General features: G+C 61.6%; 15 protein-coding genes. 6 read left to right on the top strand and 9 right to left on the bottom strand.

Going from position 1 to position 12,303, the window contains the following annotated elements:
- Positions 1 to 289 precede the first annotated feature (289 nt).
- On the top strand, positions 290 to 598 hold the full coding sequence (locus tag N687_RS24925; RefSeq protein WP_231493535.1) for a 3D domain-containing protein: 309 nt from the start codon (positions 290 to 292) through the stop codon (positions 596 to 598).
- Here the strand turns inward: N687_RS24925 and N687_RS0118500 are convergent.
- Positions 570 to 1,016 (bottom strand): DUF86 domain-containing protein, encoded by a 447-nt coding sequence (locus N687_RS0118500; RefSeq protein ID WP_029423278.1) that lies wholly within the window; start codon positions 1,014 to 1,016, stop codon positions 570 to 572. The genes N687_RS24925 and N687_RS0118500 overlap by 29 nt on opposite strands.
- A gap of 192 nt (positions 1,017 to 1,208) precedes the next feature.
- Between N687_RS0118500 and N687_RS0118495 the strand changes: the two genes are divergently transcribed.
- Both N687_RS0118495 and N687_RS0118490 read left to right on the top strand, forming a co-directional pair.
- The gene (locus N687_RS0118495) at positions 1,209 to 2,936 is read left to right on the top strand and encodes a 2-oxoacid:acceptor oxidoreductase subunit alpha (RefSeq protein WP_029423277.1); all 1,728 of its coding nucleotides are present in this window, start codon (positions 1,209 to 1,211) and stop codon (positions 2,934 to 2,936) included.
- A 3-nt stretch (positions 2,937 to 2,939) separates the two neighbouring features.
- Positions 2,940 to 3,806 carry a 2-oxoacid:ferredoxin oxidoreductase subunit beta gene (locus N687_RS0118490; RefSeq protein ID WP_029423276.1) on the top strand — a complete coding sequence of 289 codons (867 nt, stop codon included), beginning with the start codon at positions 2,940 to 2,942 and terminating at the stop codon, positions 3,804 to 3,806.
- A 139-nt stretch (positions 3,807 to 3,945) separates the two neighbouring features.
- Here N687_RS0118490 and N687_RS0118485 read toward each other — a convergent pair whose 3' ends face one another.
- Positions 3,946 to 4,407: an NUDIX domain-containing protein gene (locus tag N687_RS0118485; RefSeq protein ID WP_051663451.1), complete on the bottom strand. Its 462-nt coding sequence runs from the start codon at positions 4,405 to 4,407 to the stop codon at positions 3,946 to 3,948.
- Positions 4,408 to 4,498: 91 nt separating this feature from the next.
- Between N687_RS0118485 and N687_RS0118480 the strand changes: the two genes are divergently transcribed.
- Positions 4,499 to 4,828, top strand: coding sequence for a hypothetical protein (locus N687_RS0118480; RefSeq protein ID WP_029423274.1), 330 nt, complete (start codon positions 4,499 to 4,501; stop codon positions 4,826 to 4,828).
- A gap of 97 nt (positions 4,829 to 4,925) precedes the next feature.
- Here N687_RS0118480 and N687_RS0118475 read toward each other — a convergent pair whose 3' ends face one another.
- Positions 4,926 to 5,417: a divergent PAP2 family protein gene (locus N687_RS0118475; protein WP_029423273.1), complete on the bottom strand. Its 492-nt coding sequence runs from the start codon at positions 5,415 to 5,417 to the stop codon at positions 4,926 to 4,928.
- A 166-nt stretch (positions 5,418 to 5,583) separates the two neighbouring features.
- On the opposite strand from N687_RS0118475, the gene N687_RS0118470 reads away from it, so the two are divergent.
- The gene (locus N687_RS0118470) at positions 5,584 to 5,895 is read left to right on the top strand and encodes a YunC family protein (protein ID WP_029423272.1); all 312 of its coding nucleotides are present in this window, start codon (positions 5,584 to 5,586) and stop codon (positions 5,893 to 5,895) included.
- Between the two features lie 27 nt (positions 5,896 to 5,922).
- Here the strand turns inward: N687_RS0118470 and N687_RS0118465 are convergent, their stop codons facing one another.
- Positions 5,923 to 7,170: a glycosyltransferase family 2 protein gene (locus N687_RS0118465; protein WP_029423271.1), complete on the bottom strand. Its 1,248-nt coding sequence runs from the start codon at positions 7,168 to 7,170 to the stop codon at positions 5,923 to 5,925.
- A gap of 225 nt (positions 7,171 to 7,395) precedes the next feature.
- Between N687_RS0118465 and N687_RS0118460 the strand changes: the two genes are divergently transcribed.
- A complete protein-coding gene (locus N687_RS0118460) occupies positions 7,396 to 7,992 on the top strand; it encodes a DedA family protein (RefSeq protein WP_029423270.1) in 597 nt (198 codons plus the stop codon).
- Between the two features lie 8 nt (positions 7,993 to 8,000).
- On the opposite strand, the gene N687_RS0118455 is transcribed toward N687_RS0118460, so the two are convergent.
- The 5 genes from N687_RS0118455 to N687_RS0118435 form a co-directional block, all read right to left on the bottom strand.
- Positions 8,001 to 9,251, bottom strand: a complete 1,251-nt coding sequence (locus tag N687_RS0118455; RefSeq protein WP_029423269.1) for an HD domain-containing protein — start codon at positions 9,249 to 9,251, stop codon at positions 8,001 to 8,003.
- Between the two features lie 72 nt (positions 9,252 to 9,323).
- Entirely contained in the window at positions 9,324 to 9,677 is a 354-nt protein-coding gene (locus N687_RS0118450; protein ID WP_029423268.1) for a HesB/IscA family protein, read from the bottom strand.
- 35 nt (positions 9,678 to 9,712) lie between these two features.
- The gene (locus tag N687_RS21520) at positions 9,713 to 10,252 is read right to left on the bottom strand and encodes a peroxiredoxin (protein WP_081841559.1); all 540 of its coding nucleotides are present in this window, start codon (positions 10,250 to 10,252) and stop codon (positions 9,713 to 9,715) included.
- 59 nt (positions 10,253 to 10,311) lie between these two features.
- Positions 10,312 to 11,766 carry an aminotransferase class I/II-fold pyridoxal phosphate-dependent enzyme gene (locus tag N687_RS0118440; protein ID WP_029423267.1) on the bottom strand — a complete coding sequence of 485 codons (1,455 nt, stop codon included), beginning with the start codon at positions 11,764 to 11,766 and terminating at the stop codon, positions 10,312 to 10,314.
- A gap of 52 nt (positions 11,767 to 11,818) precedes the next feature.
- Positions 11,819 to 12,298, bottom strand: a complete 480-nt coding sequence (locus tag N687_RS0118435; protein ID WP_029423266.1) for a YwhD family protein — start codon at positions 12,296 to 12,298, stop codon at positions 11,819 to 11,821.
- Positions 12,299 to 12,303 lie beyond the last annotated feature (5 nt).

The following is a 12,303-nucleotide window of genomic DNA, read 5'->3' as shown; positions in this document are numbered from 1 at the left end:
TGTTACCTGTATATTATCACAGTTCGAATACCATGCATATAACAGTTCGTCGGATTCGAAGGTCAATTCTGCCCAATTCAGTACAGAACACGGTGTTCACGGCGTGATCGCCGTGAACACCCAGTATCACAGTCGCACCATTCATACCGCTACAGACCGCGCGCCCACCCGCGCGCACCCTCGGCCACGTCCACAGCCCCTGAGGCGCACGGACGCGGTCGTCGCGGCGTTCGAGGAGGTACAGGAGTCTCCCGGTCGCGTCGTGCGCCGGCCCCTGGGGGAGTTCACCTTGACGGCATATGCGGTCAGCGAGCGCTCGACGGGGAAGCGTCCGTCCTCACCCGACTACGGGATCACCTTCAGCGGCACGCGGGCGCAGGTCGGACGCACCGTCGCGGTCGATCCGCACGTCATCCCCATCGGCACCCCATTATATATTGAAGGGATTGGGATCCGGCTGGCCGAGGACATCGGCGGCGCCATCAAAGGCAAACACATCGACGTCCTCGTGCCGAGCGACGACATCGCCCTTCGCTTCGGCGTCAAGCGCCACGTCCCGGTCTACGCGCTCAGCCCTGTGGAGGCGTCAAGTCCTTGATGCCGAGATACTGCCGCACGGAAGCGACGTACTCATTGAACAACGGACCGAATTGCACGGCCGCCTCCATGATCTCGTCCGGTGGCAGGTCCAGATACCCGTGGACCAACCGCTCCCGCAGACGGAGCATCGGTTCAAATCGTTGGAACCAATCCCGGGAGACCACCCCCTCCTCCATCAGCACGCGCACGATGTCGACGTACCCGCCCGGATCGCGCATGACGAGGGCGTCGATGATCAGGTTGGCCGCGTCCGTCACGCACTCCACGGCCACGTGAAGCGCCCGCTCCGCCGCCCACACGCGGCCGGGGTCATCCGCCCCGGAGGACGGAGTCAGGCCTGCCAACCAACGGGATCGCTCCTCGATGGCCCGCAGAAACCGATCCACCTGCGTCCGCAAAGAATCTGTGATGAACAATGCGCATCCCACCCATTCGGAAGCAATTTCAGACACAGTGTCGAAAAAGTTTTCACATCCTCCAACGTACAGTATAATGGTCGCTGGTGGGTGTACAAAGGTTCCCGATACAGCCCGCAACCCCTCGCGCTCCACGGGGTTGGTCTGTCAGCGAGATGGGCAGAGCTTGAACAGAGGAGTGAAAGAACAATCATGCTGGAGCAACTTTCGTGGAAAGTTGGCGGACAACAAGGGGAGGGCGTCGAAAGCACCGGCGAAACATTCGCGGTCGCGCTCAACCGCCAAGGCTATTACGTCTATTCCTTTCGGCACTTCTCCTCCCGCATCAAGGGCGGACATTCCAACGACAAGGTGCGGGTCAGCCTGAAACAGTACCGGGCCATCACCGATCACACGGATGTGCTGTTGGCCTTTGATCAGGAGTCCATCGACCTCAACGTCGGAGAGGTGCGCGAAGGCGGCATCGTGATCGCCGATGAGAAGTTCAACCCGAAGGCGCCGGATCACGTTCGCCTTTTTGTTGTGCCGTTAACCAAGATTGCCGAAGAGTGCGGCTCGGCCATCATGAAAAACATGGTGTCCCTCGGCGCTTCGGCGTGCGTGCTGGGCCTGCCCATCAACATTTTCGCGGAAGTGGTGGAGGAACGGTTCCGGCGCAAGGGCCAGAAGATTGTGGACCAGAATATGCTCGCGATCCAGCGCGGCTTCGAGTACGTCAAGGAACTCGGAGGGGCGCTGCCAGAGTTTGCGCTCAAACCGGCGGATGGCACGCGCCGCCTGTTCATGATGGGCAACGACGCCATCGCTCTGGGCGCCGTGGCTGCGGGCGCCCGCGTGATGCCGGCCTACCCCATCACCCCGGCGTCCGACGTCATGGAATCGCTGATCCGCAAGTTCCCGAAAGTGGGCGGCGTGGTCGTACAGACGGAAGACGAAATCGCCGCCATGAACATGGCCATCGGTGCTGCCTACGGCGGTGCCCGGGCCCTGACGGCCACGTCCGGCCCGGGATTGTCGCTGATGATGGAGGCCATCGGCCTCGCCGGGATGACGGAGACACCGGTGGTCATCGTCGACACCCAGCGCGGCGGCCCGTCCACCGGCCTGCCGACGAAGCAGGAACAATCCGACCTGTTGGCCGCCTTGTTCGGCACGCACGGCGAGATCCCGAAGATTGTGCTGAATCCGGCGACGACAGAGGAATGCTTCTACGTGATGGGTGACGCGTTCAACTTGGCGGAGAAGTACCAGTGCCCGGTCATTGTGATGACGGATCTGCAGCTGTCGTTGAGCAAGCAAACGACAGAGCCACTCGACCTCAGCAAAGTGGAGATTGACCGCGGGTACTTGGCGAGTGAAGCGGATCTCCTTCCGACGCCTCAGACGGAGGAGTTCAAGCGCTACAAGGTGACCGATACCGGCATCTCGCCGCGCGTGTTTCCGGGCACCAAAGGCGGCATCCACAAGGTCACGGGGGTCGAGCACCTGGAGAGCGGCCGCCCCAACGAAACGTCGCGCAACCGTAAAATCCAGATGGAGAAGCGCATGCGCAAGCTGCGCGGCGTCGAGATCCCGAACAGTGTGGTGCGCACCGGCGACGCGGATGCCGATGTGGTGATCATCGGGATCGGATCGAACCTGGGTGCCATCGCGGAGGCCGCCGAGCGGCTGCGGTCCGAAGGTCTGAAGGTCGGACACGCGCATGTGCACGCCATCCTGCCTTTCCCGAAGAATCAACTGGAGGCGGCCATCGGCTCGGCGAAGAAAGTGCTGGTCGTGGAGAACAACGCGACCGGTCAACTCCGCCACCTGATGTCGTTCTTCGGCGTCCAACATGAATCCGTCGACAGCCTGCTGAAGTACGACGGCGGGCCGTTCCTGCCGAGTGAAATCTATCAACACGTCAAGGGGATGTTCTGAGTCATGGCGACGGTAAAAGATTTCCGCAACGACGTCCGGCCAAACTGGTGCCCCGGATGCGGCGACTTCGCGGTGCAGGCGTCCATTCAGCGAGCGTTGGCCGCCATGGGCAAGGAGCCGCATGAGGTGGCCATCGTCTCCGGCATCGGGTGCTCGGGCCGCATCTCTGGGTATATCAACACCTACGGATTCCACGGAGTCCACGGTCGCGCCCTGCCGGCCGCCCAGGGTCTCAAGCTCGCCAACCGCAACCTCACCGTCATCGCGGCGGGCGGCGACGGCGACGGATTCGGCATCGGCCTCAACCACTTCATGCACGCGGTGCGCCGGAACATGGACATCACGTACATCGTCATGGACAACCAGATCTACGGTCTGACCAAGGGCCAGCACTCCCCGACCAGCGCCAAAGGTTTCACAGCCAAGACGACGCCGGAGGGCAACATTGAGAACGCCCTCGTGCCGTCCCAGATCGCGTTGGCCGCGGGCATCGGCTTTTTGGCGCAGGGTTTCTCCAGCGACGTCAACCAGCTGGTGTCCTTGATCCAGCAAGCCATCGAGTACAAAGGTTTCGCGCTCATCAACGTGTTCAGCCCGTGCGTGACGTACAACAAGGTCAACACATACGACTTCTTCCGCGAACACATCACCAACCTGGACCAGGTGGAAGGGTACGATCCGACCGATCGCGCGATGGCGATGAAGACTGTTATCGAGACCAACGGCCTGTGCACAGGGTTGATCTACAAGGACGAGTCACGAGTGGCATACGAGGATCAGATTCCGGGCTATCGCGAGACACCGATCCTGGAGGCCGACTTGCGCCTCGATCCCGCGGTGTTCGACAGCTTCGTGAAAGAGTTCGCGTGAGGAGCCACGCTTTGTACCGCCGAGGTGTAGCATCCCCGCTTCAGCGGGATCGAACCGACAGGAAAGGCCGTCACCCGTATGCCGGGGGCGGCCTTCCTTCCTGTTGGGCCTTTCCGGTTGGCAGTACAATAGAGTACCCTCAGCCGTCATGCGATTGCAGAACACGCTGGAGGATGGGATAGACCTTTGCGTAGACTGCATCTTTCAGGACAAAGCTGACACCGGCCGCCGATTGAAGCTGCTCCGGCGCCGGGAGCCCCCGCCTGCACTGGACGTCCACGATCTCACTTTCCGGAGGCCGAGCGTGCCAGTCGTCGACGATGCCGACGTAGACCCACTTGTACGACGCTGTATCGGGGACCCAGTACTCTGCGATCCACGACAGGTCACGCAGCGTGGCCCCCGCTTCTTCCCATACTTCGCGGCGTGCGGCTGCCTCGGGATCCTCCCCGGGCTCCAGCTTGCCGCCGGGGACCTCCCACCCGCGGACCGGATGGCGAACCCACAGCAAGCGGCCAGACAACACCGGAAAGACGAGGACCGCCTGCGGTCGATGCCGCCGCGCAGGGTCCATGTTGAGGGCTCTCGCCTGCAGATGCATGGCATCTCCTCCTCCGCCAGGCGGCCTGTGCTACAATGATCCCGACGCCCTCTATGGCTTCATTTCGAGTCCCGGCAAGGAGTGACGAGTCATGCCTCCATCCCCGCCCTGGTGGCACAGCGTGCCCGTTCCGAAAGGATGTACGCTGCGCCGAAAACAGGTGTTTGAATACACCACCCCGGAACAGATGTACCGGGTGGAGTTGTTTGAGAACCCCGACGGCACGTGCTATGCCATCGGTGTTCCCGAAGACAGCGAACGCCTCATTGTCTACGGATCCAACGTGGTCGATTCCCCCGAGCTCGCCCTGCGCATCCTCGTTGACAAGATCCGGCGGGAGAGCGAAATCTTTCACGCCTCCCCCCACAGTGAAGAGGATGATTCGAGCGAGGACTCCGAATCCGGAGAGATGGGGTCCTAAACGCAGGACACCGGGGATCTGCGCACCCGCTGACGTGGATATGACCGCTGAGGCGGATCGGGCGGAGTGAGACCCGCCCGGTCTCATCCGCACGACCTCACCACCACTTCCCGAACACCGCCCCGACCACGGCGCCGAGGATGGCGCCGACGACCACCTCGCGGGGCTCATGTCCGAGGATCTCCTTCAGGCGCTCTCCTTCGCGCACGGTGCTCGCCGCCTGGACGGCGATGCCCGACTCAGCCAATTCCATGGCCAATCGATTCAATAAAACCGCGTGCTCACCGGCATGGCGGCGGATACCGCCGGCGTCATACATGACGATCACGGCGAACACGACGGCCGTCGCAAACACCGGTGATTCCGGACCCACGACATACGCCAGGGCCACCGTCAAAGCCGCTGCTCCGGCTGCATGGGAGCTCGGCATGCCCCCCGCGTCGATCACCTTGTGCAGGTCCCACTCCCGGTACAACAAGTAATGCAGCGGAATTTTGGCCAGTTGGCCAACGCAGATGGCGGTCACGGCTGCCATCAAAGGAGCATTTTTCCACAAGCCAAGCAAGAACTGCACCAGGTCCGTCTGCATTTCCACAGTTCCTCCCAGCATGAGCGCCGTCAGCACGACACCTCTCGTATCAGGCGTTCCTGTCCATGTCCATGGTACCACAAACCGCAGCGAAGGCATGAGTGGCCTGCACGAAACGGATTCTCAACCCATAGGTTGTGGAGGATACGCGAAAGGGGAATCTGCGATGGTGAAGGTGCAACCGGTCTGGATTGGCGATCACGCCGCCGTGGCGATTGAGGTGGATCTGCCCAAGACCAATCTGCTCGTGATCACCACCGACCACGGGTACGTCATGTGCGGTGCGCTCGACATTCAGCTGCTGCGCGAACGCCTCGCCGACCGAGGTATCGTGGCCGCACGGGCCGTAGGCGTGCGAACCCTTGATGAACTGGTGAACGGGACCGTGGAATCCTGCACACAGGCCGCAGAAAGTCTGGGTATTCGGCCCGGAATGTCTGTTCGCGATGCGCTGCTCCGGATGATGGAGACGCCGTGACGTCCCCGCCCCGGCTCGGGCGGGGACTCAACGGCTGCGCAGTTGATCCAGGCGTATGGCGCGCTTGTGCACGGTGTGCGCCCATTTCCGGTTGGACTTGGTGAAATACGCCTGCAACACCACAGGGCCCCACGTCCACAGGAAGAAGGGCAGGATGATGAGCCCCACGTAAGCGCGCCAGTTCACCCGTTCCAGCAACAACGCCAACGGCATCTGCAGATACAGCAGCACGTTGACGATCACCCAGAAGCTGGTCGGCAGCAGCGACGTGATGTGAGACATCCACGTGGTCTGCGGCGTCGAGATCTGCAAGAGCATCATCAACGACGTCAAAAACAGGATCAGAAAGCGCATCGGCTGGAACAGGTAGATGCCCGCGTCCAGCTTGGCCAGGTTCCGTTCGACCAATCCGGCCTTAATGAGCGGGATCATGTGCCGCCCAGCACAGTGGAAGTGCCCCTGCATCCAGCGCAGCCGCTGGCGCATGGACGCCATCAAGGTCGTCGGCTTTTCGTCGTACACCTTGGCGTCGTGCGCCCAGATTGGATAAATGCCGCGTTCGACGCAGCGCACCCCGAACTCCAGGTCCTCCGTGAGGCCCGTGGCCCCCCAGCCCATCTCGCGCAGCAGCGCCATGTCGATACATAGCCCGGTACCCCCGAGGGAACAGGACAACCCCAGGTTCTGTCGGGCATTCTGCCACATCCGGTTACTGTACCAATACGAGATCGCCATCGAGACGCTGACCCACGTGTCGAACGGGTTCTTGACCCCCAGATACCCCTGGATGACCTTGTGGCCGTCGCACAACCGGTCGTTCATGATCCGTAAAAAGTCTGGCGCGACCAGATTGTCCGCATCGAACATGACGATGGCATCGTACTGAACGCCGGATTTCCACAACCGGTCCAACATCCATTCGATGGCATATCCTTTGCCGCGCTTATCTTCGCTGTTGCGGACGTGGACCGCTGCGCCGTGCTTGAGTGCGACCTCTCGGGTATGATCGGTGCAATTGTCGGCGATCACGTGGACGTCGTACAGTTCGCGCGGGTATTCCTGCGCCATCAGGCTGTCGACCAACGGCCCGATGACCTGCTCTTCATTGTGCGCCGGGATGATGACGGCGAATCGCTTTTGCGGCGGATGGCGCAATGGCTTTCGCCGGTACCACACCCCGAACAGGGACAACACGATCTGATACACGCCGATGGCACCGGTAAATAACTGCATGGCGGCGTACAGCGTATTCAAAAAGGCACTGAACAGGGACATTCAACATCCCCTCTCGTGATTCCGTCATGGTGGGCTCCACGGCGTTGCCGGTCCAGATCGCGCCAACCCACGAATCCCATTGTAGGACTGCCGCTCCATCTGTCAACGGGAATTATGGCGAAGCCTGACACAAAGCCCGCTTCCATTCACATTTTTTCATGGATCCTGTACGATGGACGTGACACACGAGTACCTGGGTGCCTGATTGCGAAGGAGGACGACCGATTGGCGGAACACTTGAGCCTTTGGGTGTCTCAGTACGGTATTGTGGCCATCTTTGTCTTGATGACACTGGAAAGCGCATGTATCCCCATTCCAAGCGAGGCCGTGGTGCCGTACGCAGGGTATCTGGCCTACAACCACCAGTTGTCCTTTGCGGCAGCCGTCATCTCGGCCACCGTTGCCAACGTGGTCGGAGGCTTGATCGCGTATTGGATCGGCTGGCGCGGCGGCCGTCCCTTGATCCTCAGGTACGGACGCTACATTCTGCTCAGCCCGCGCCACCTGGCCAGCGCGGAACGGTGGTTTGGCCGGTACGGGGAGTGGACGGTGTTCTTCGGCCGCCTGCTGCCCGGCCTCAGGACGTTCATCTCCCTGCCCGCTGGCATCGGCAAGATGAGCCTGCCTCGCTTTGTCGTCTACTCCGCCCTCGGTTCCCTCCCTTGGAACTTCGCCCTCGCCTGGGGTGGATTCCAACTTGGTAAGCATTGGGAAGCCGTCGGGACATACCTAAAGCCCCTTACAGTGTTCGGAGTCGCGGTATTGGTTCTGGCCGTCTTGTGGTTCTGGTTCGGGCAAAGGCATGCCCGGCGCGCCGGCTGACCCTCACCTCACCTGGCGCGCCCGTAAACCAGGGATCGAACCCGTTCCACCACCGGTCCATCGCCTTCCAACATCTCCTTTGGCAAGAACAGCCGGTATTCCGAGTCGGGGATGAGCGATCGTACGATTCGGGATTCCCGGCTGAGCTCGCTGACCGTCCCGTCCGATTTCAGGATGGGGATCCCCTCGCCGCGATACACATACGCGGCGATGGCGGAGGAACGGCCGCAAACGTAGTAGTCCGGATGGAATCCAAGTGCCCGGGCGGCCGTCCGCAACGCGGCCCACTCCCCGCTGTCCGGCTCCACCCTTTCGACAGCCGCAAACAGTTTGCGGTTCAAAAACCGCCGCGACAGATCCGAGAGTACCGGGTCTGGTCCTTTCGTCCAGCGCCGAAATGCGTACAGGAGCGTCGACTCGTCCATCTCCAAGTAATCGGCCACAGACACGCCCTGGCTCTCTCCAAACAGCGCGGCGAGCGGCTCGGGCATCTCCAAACCGGCGCCCTGTTTCCACAGCTCCCCCGCCCGGCGCAGGATCTGGCCAACCAACACATCACTGCCGATGGTCACCGGGTGCAGATAGACCTGCGTGTACATGAAATAGCGGGCGAGGATGTACTGTTCGACGGTATGGATCGCGTTCGCCTTGAGCACCACCTGCCCGTCGGCCAGGGTGAGGGAACGGACCAACCGTGCCAACTCGAATCGGCCGTACGACACCCCGGTGTGCAGTGCGTCCCGGAGCAGGTAGTCCATTCGATCCACGTCCAGCTGGCTGGTGATCAGCTGCTGAATCACGGAATCCGACTGCTTCTGCAACAGCGCCACGAGATCGCCTGCAAAGTTCGAATCGACCTCGTCGAGCAGGCCTCGAATCTCTTCGTCCTCAAGCAGAATCCGGCGCGTCCACTGCTCGTGATGCACATCGTACACGCTCTCAAACGTGTGCGAGAACGGCCCGTGCCCCACGTCGTGCAACAACGCCGCCGCCAACGCCAACTTTTTATCCCGCTCATCCTTGGGCCAACCGCACTCCTGCTCCAGGTGGCGCAACACCCGCCGCATCGTCTCATACGCCCCGAGGGAGTGGGTGAACCGGCTGTGTTCCGCGCCGTGAAACGTCAGATAGGACGTGCCCAGTTGGTGAATCCGGCGCAGCCGCTGGACCGCCGCGGTGTTGATCAAGCGCCAGATCCAGGGATCCTCCACCAATACCTCGTCGTGCACCGGGTCTTTGAGCACCTTGTGCGTCCACACCCTGCTTGTCCCCCTTGCGTGGAGACAGAAAAAGCCTACGGGGTATCCCCCGGTAGGCTTTACCGTCCGGCTTTACTCACACGAACCCGGCTGCCCGGCATGCGTCGGCGTGCGGAAGCTCGACCCGCAGCCGCATGTGGTGGACGCATTGGGGTTGAGGATGCGAAATCCCTGCCCGGTGATGTCGTCCACGTAATCCACCTCAGATCCGTCGATCAATGCCAGCGTGTCCGGGTCCACCACCACCAACACACCCTTGATCTCGTACTGATGGTCTGAATCCTTCGGCGCGTCCAGCGCCATACCGTAGCTGAATCCAGAACAGCCACCCGGCTTTACATAGAGGCGAAGCGCCCGCTCATCCTCGCCGCGCCCTTCTATCATCTCGCGCAGTTTGGCGGCGGCGCTGTCGGTCAGCGTCACCATCGGGTCTCCCCCTCCTTTCCGATTCCATTATACTCCTAAACGCCTCGTTCAGGACCGAGCGCTCCATATCCGTTGCCCCCGCTGCCCGCCTCACCGCCAGACGCACCACTCGCCAGTGCACGTACGACTTCGAGCACCGCCCTGGCGTGGCCTTCGACCTTCACCTTTGGAAAGACGTACGCCACCGTTCCGTCGGGTGCCAGCACAAATGTCGTCCGCTCAATCCCGATGCTGGTCTTCCCGAACATGGATTTCTCCTTCAAAACACCAAACGCCGCACACATCGCCCCGTCGACATCTGCCAACAGCGGCATGTTCAAGTCATTCTTTGCGGCGAACTTCCTGTGTGACTCGACCGAATCCCGTGACACGCCGTACACGACGGCGCCGGCTTCCGCGAACTCCGCCATGTGATCGCGGAAGTCCCTCGCCTCGTTCGTTCACCCTGGGGTGCTATCCTTTGGATAGAAGAACAGCACAGCGATCTTGCCCGCGAGGTCCGCTTTGGTCACGACGTCTCCTGTGTTCGACGGTACAGCGAAATCCGGCGCGGCCTGTCCCACCTCAAGCGGCATCCTCATCCCTCCTGTCGGCGATCCCGTTGCCAGTTTTCGGCCACGGGCCAAGCGGCTCCCTACGCCCGCACCACCTTGATGGTGCGAATCTCCGGGTCGTCCGGCCCTTGCACCGGCAGTCCGGCACGCAGGTTTTCTTCAATATAATCCAAATTATCCCGGGACACCACCTCACCCGGCAAGAGGATGGGGATTCCCGGGGGATACACCATGATCATCTCGGCGATGGTCCGGCCGACGGACTCGTGGAACGGAACCACCTCGGTCTTCGCGTAGAACGCGTCCCGCGGCGACATCCTCAATTCCGGCATCGACGGCACCTTCACCTGTACTGTCCGTTTCCCGATCTGATCCCGATACGCGGCGGAGATGTGCGCCAGCGCGTCCACCAAGCGCAGGATGTCCTCCCGCTCATCCCCCCAAGAGATGACGCACAATACGTTGTACAGGTCGCTCAACTCGACTTCGATATTGAACTCCTCCCGCAGCATGACCTCCACATCGTATCCACGCAGCCCCAGGTCTTTGACAGAGATGATCAGCTTGGTCGGATCGAGAGCATAGGTCGCGCTGCTGCGCAGGATCTCCCGGCCCGGACAGTACAGCCCCGGGATTTGGTTGACCAGGCGGCGCGCTTCGTTCGCCAGCGCGATGGCTTTTTCCATCCGCTCCCGGCCGTATAGCGCCAATTCCTTACGAGCCGCGTCCAGGGAAGCGAGCAACAGATACGACGTAGAGGTCGTGGTGAGCATGCTCAATACCACCTGGACGTGGCGCGGGTCCACGAGCCCCCGACGGACGTTGAGGACGCTGGATTGGGTCATCGATCCGCCGAGTTTGTGTACGCTCGTCGCCGCCATGTCGGCACCCGCCTGCATGGCCGATACAGGCAGGTCCTCGTGAAAGGCCGTGTGAATTCCGTGCGCCTCGTCGACCAGGACCGGAACGTCGTACCGGTGTGCGATCTCCACGATTCGCCTCAGATCCGCGGCGATGCCGAAGTACGTCGGGTTGATGACCACCAGCGCCTTTGCATCGGGGTTTTGGAACAGCGCTTGCTCCACGGTCTCCACGGACAGTCCGTGCATGATGCCGAGTTCCGTATCCACCTCGGGATGCAAGAACACGGGACGGGCACCGGAGAGCATGATGGCCGTCAGCACGGACTTGTGCACGTTGCGTGGCACGAGGATCTTCTCATCGGGCCCGACCGTGGCGAGCACCATGGCCATGATGGCCGTGCTCGTCCCCTGCACGGAGAAGAATGTCTCGTCCGCCCCGAACGCTTCCGCAGCCAACGCCTGGGCCTCTTTGATGATGCCTGTCGGATTGTGCAGGTCGTCCAGCGGCGCGATGTTGATCAGATCGATGGACAGCGCGTTCTGGCCGATGAACGCCTGAAACGCCGAGTGCATGCCGCGCCCGCGTTTGTGCGAAGGGATGTGAAATTGAATCGGATTGCGCTTGGCGTGCGCCAACAGGGCGCTGAACAGCGGTGTGTCGTGTTGGTTCAACCCGCTCGTCTCCTCCTGCTCCCCCTGGATGTCTCCCGTCAAGGTCCTGCGCTCACGATTCCGGTTGGCTTGGGGCCGCAAAGGCCGTCCGGAACGCCTCGCCCGCATGATCCCACAGGTCGGGGCGAAGCTGCTTCAAAAACCCGCTCACACGCGCCACCACTTCGTCGGGCACGCCGGTGAGATCGACCTGGCCCTTGACGGCCTTTTCCATCTTGTTGACCTGCTCCGCGAGCGACTTGAAGCCGACACCCGCCTCCGCGTCTACCCACAGGCGAAACGGCATCGCTCCGTGATACCCTTGACCGTCCGGGCCGCGCCGCAGTGTGATCCAAAACACCCACACCTCGCGCGGATTCGGTACCTCCTCACGGTTCTTTACGAATGTCAGGCCCCGTTCCAAATTGCTTTTGGCATGGATGGCGCCATTGTCGATGAACACCCGTTCCCCGTCCACAAACACCGCGGACAAGCCCCGCAGCGCATCGTCGGAGCTGTGCTTCGACTTGCCGGTGAGATTGAGCTTCTCCAAGCCGC

It is taken from the genome of Alicyclobacillus macrosporangiidus CPP55 (assembly GCF_000702485.1).
Lineage (GTDB): Bacteria > Bacillota > Bacilli > Alicyclobacillales > Alicyclobacillaceae > Alicyclobacillus_H > Alicyclobacillus_H macrosporangiidus_B.
Note: the sequence above shows the minus strand (reverse complement) of the source record. Positions and strands in the feature narration are given on the sequence as shown.

Excerpts from the sequence above, each read along its gene's own strand:
- N687_RS0118495 (WP_029423277.1), top strand. The coding sequence starts at position 1,209 with ATGCTGGAGCAACTTTCGTGGAAAGTTGGCGGACAACAAGGGGAGGGC.
- N687_RS0118490 (WP_029423276.1), top strand. The coding sequence starts at position 2,940 with ATGGCGACGGTAAAAGATTTCCGCAACGACGTCCGGCCAAACTGGTGC.
- N687_RS0118485 (WP_051663451.1), bottom strand. The coding sequence starts at position 4,407 with ATGCATCTGCAGGCGAGAGCCCTCAACATGGACCCTGCGCGGCGGCAT.
- N687_RS0118480 (WP_029423274.1), top strand. The coding sequence starts at position 4,499 with ATGCCTCCATCCCCGCCCTGGTGGCACAGCGTGCCCGTTCCGAAAGGA.
- N687_RS0118475 (WP_029423273.1), bottom strand. The coding sequence starts at position 5,417 with ATGCAGACGGACCTGGTGCAGTTCTTGCTTGGCTTGTGGAAAAATGCT.
- N687_RS0118470 (WP_029423272.1), top strand. The coding sequence starts at position 5,584 with ATGGTGAAGGTGCAACCGGTCTGGATTGGCGATCACGCCGCCGTGGCG.
- N687_RS0118465 (WP_029423271.1), bottom strand. The coding sequence starts at position 7,170 with ATGTCCCTGTTCAGTGCCTTTTTGAATACGCTGTACGCCGCCATGCAG.
- N687_RS0118450 (WP_029423268.1), bottom strand. The coding sequence starts at position 9,677 with ATGGTGACGCTGACCGACAGCGCCGCCGCCAAACTGCGCGAGATGATA.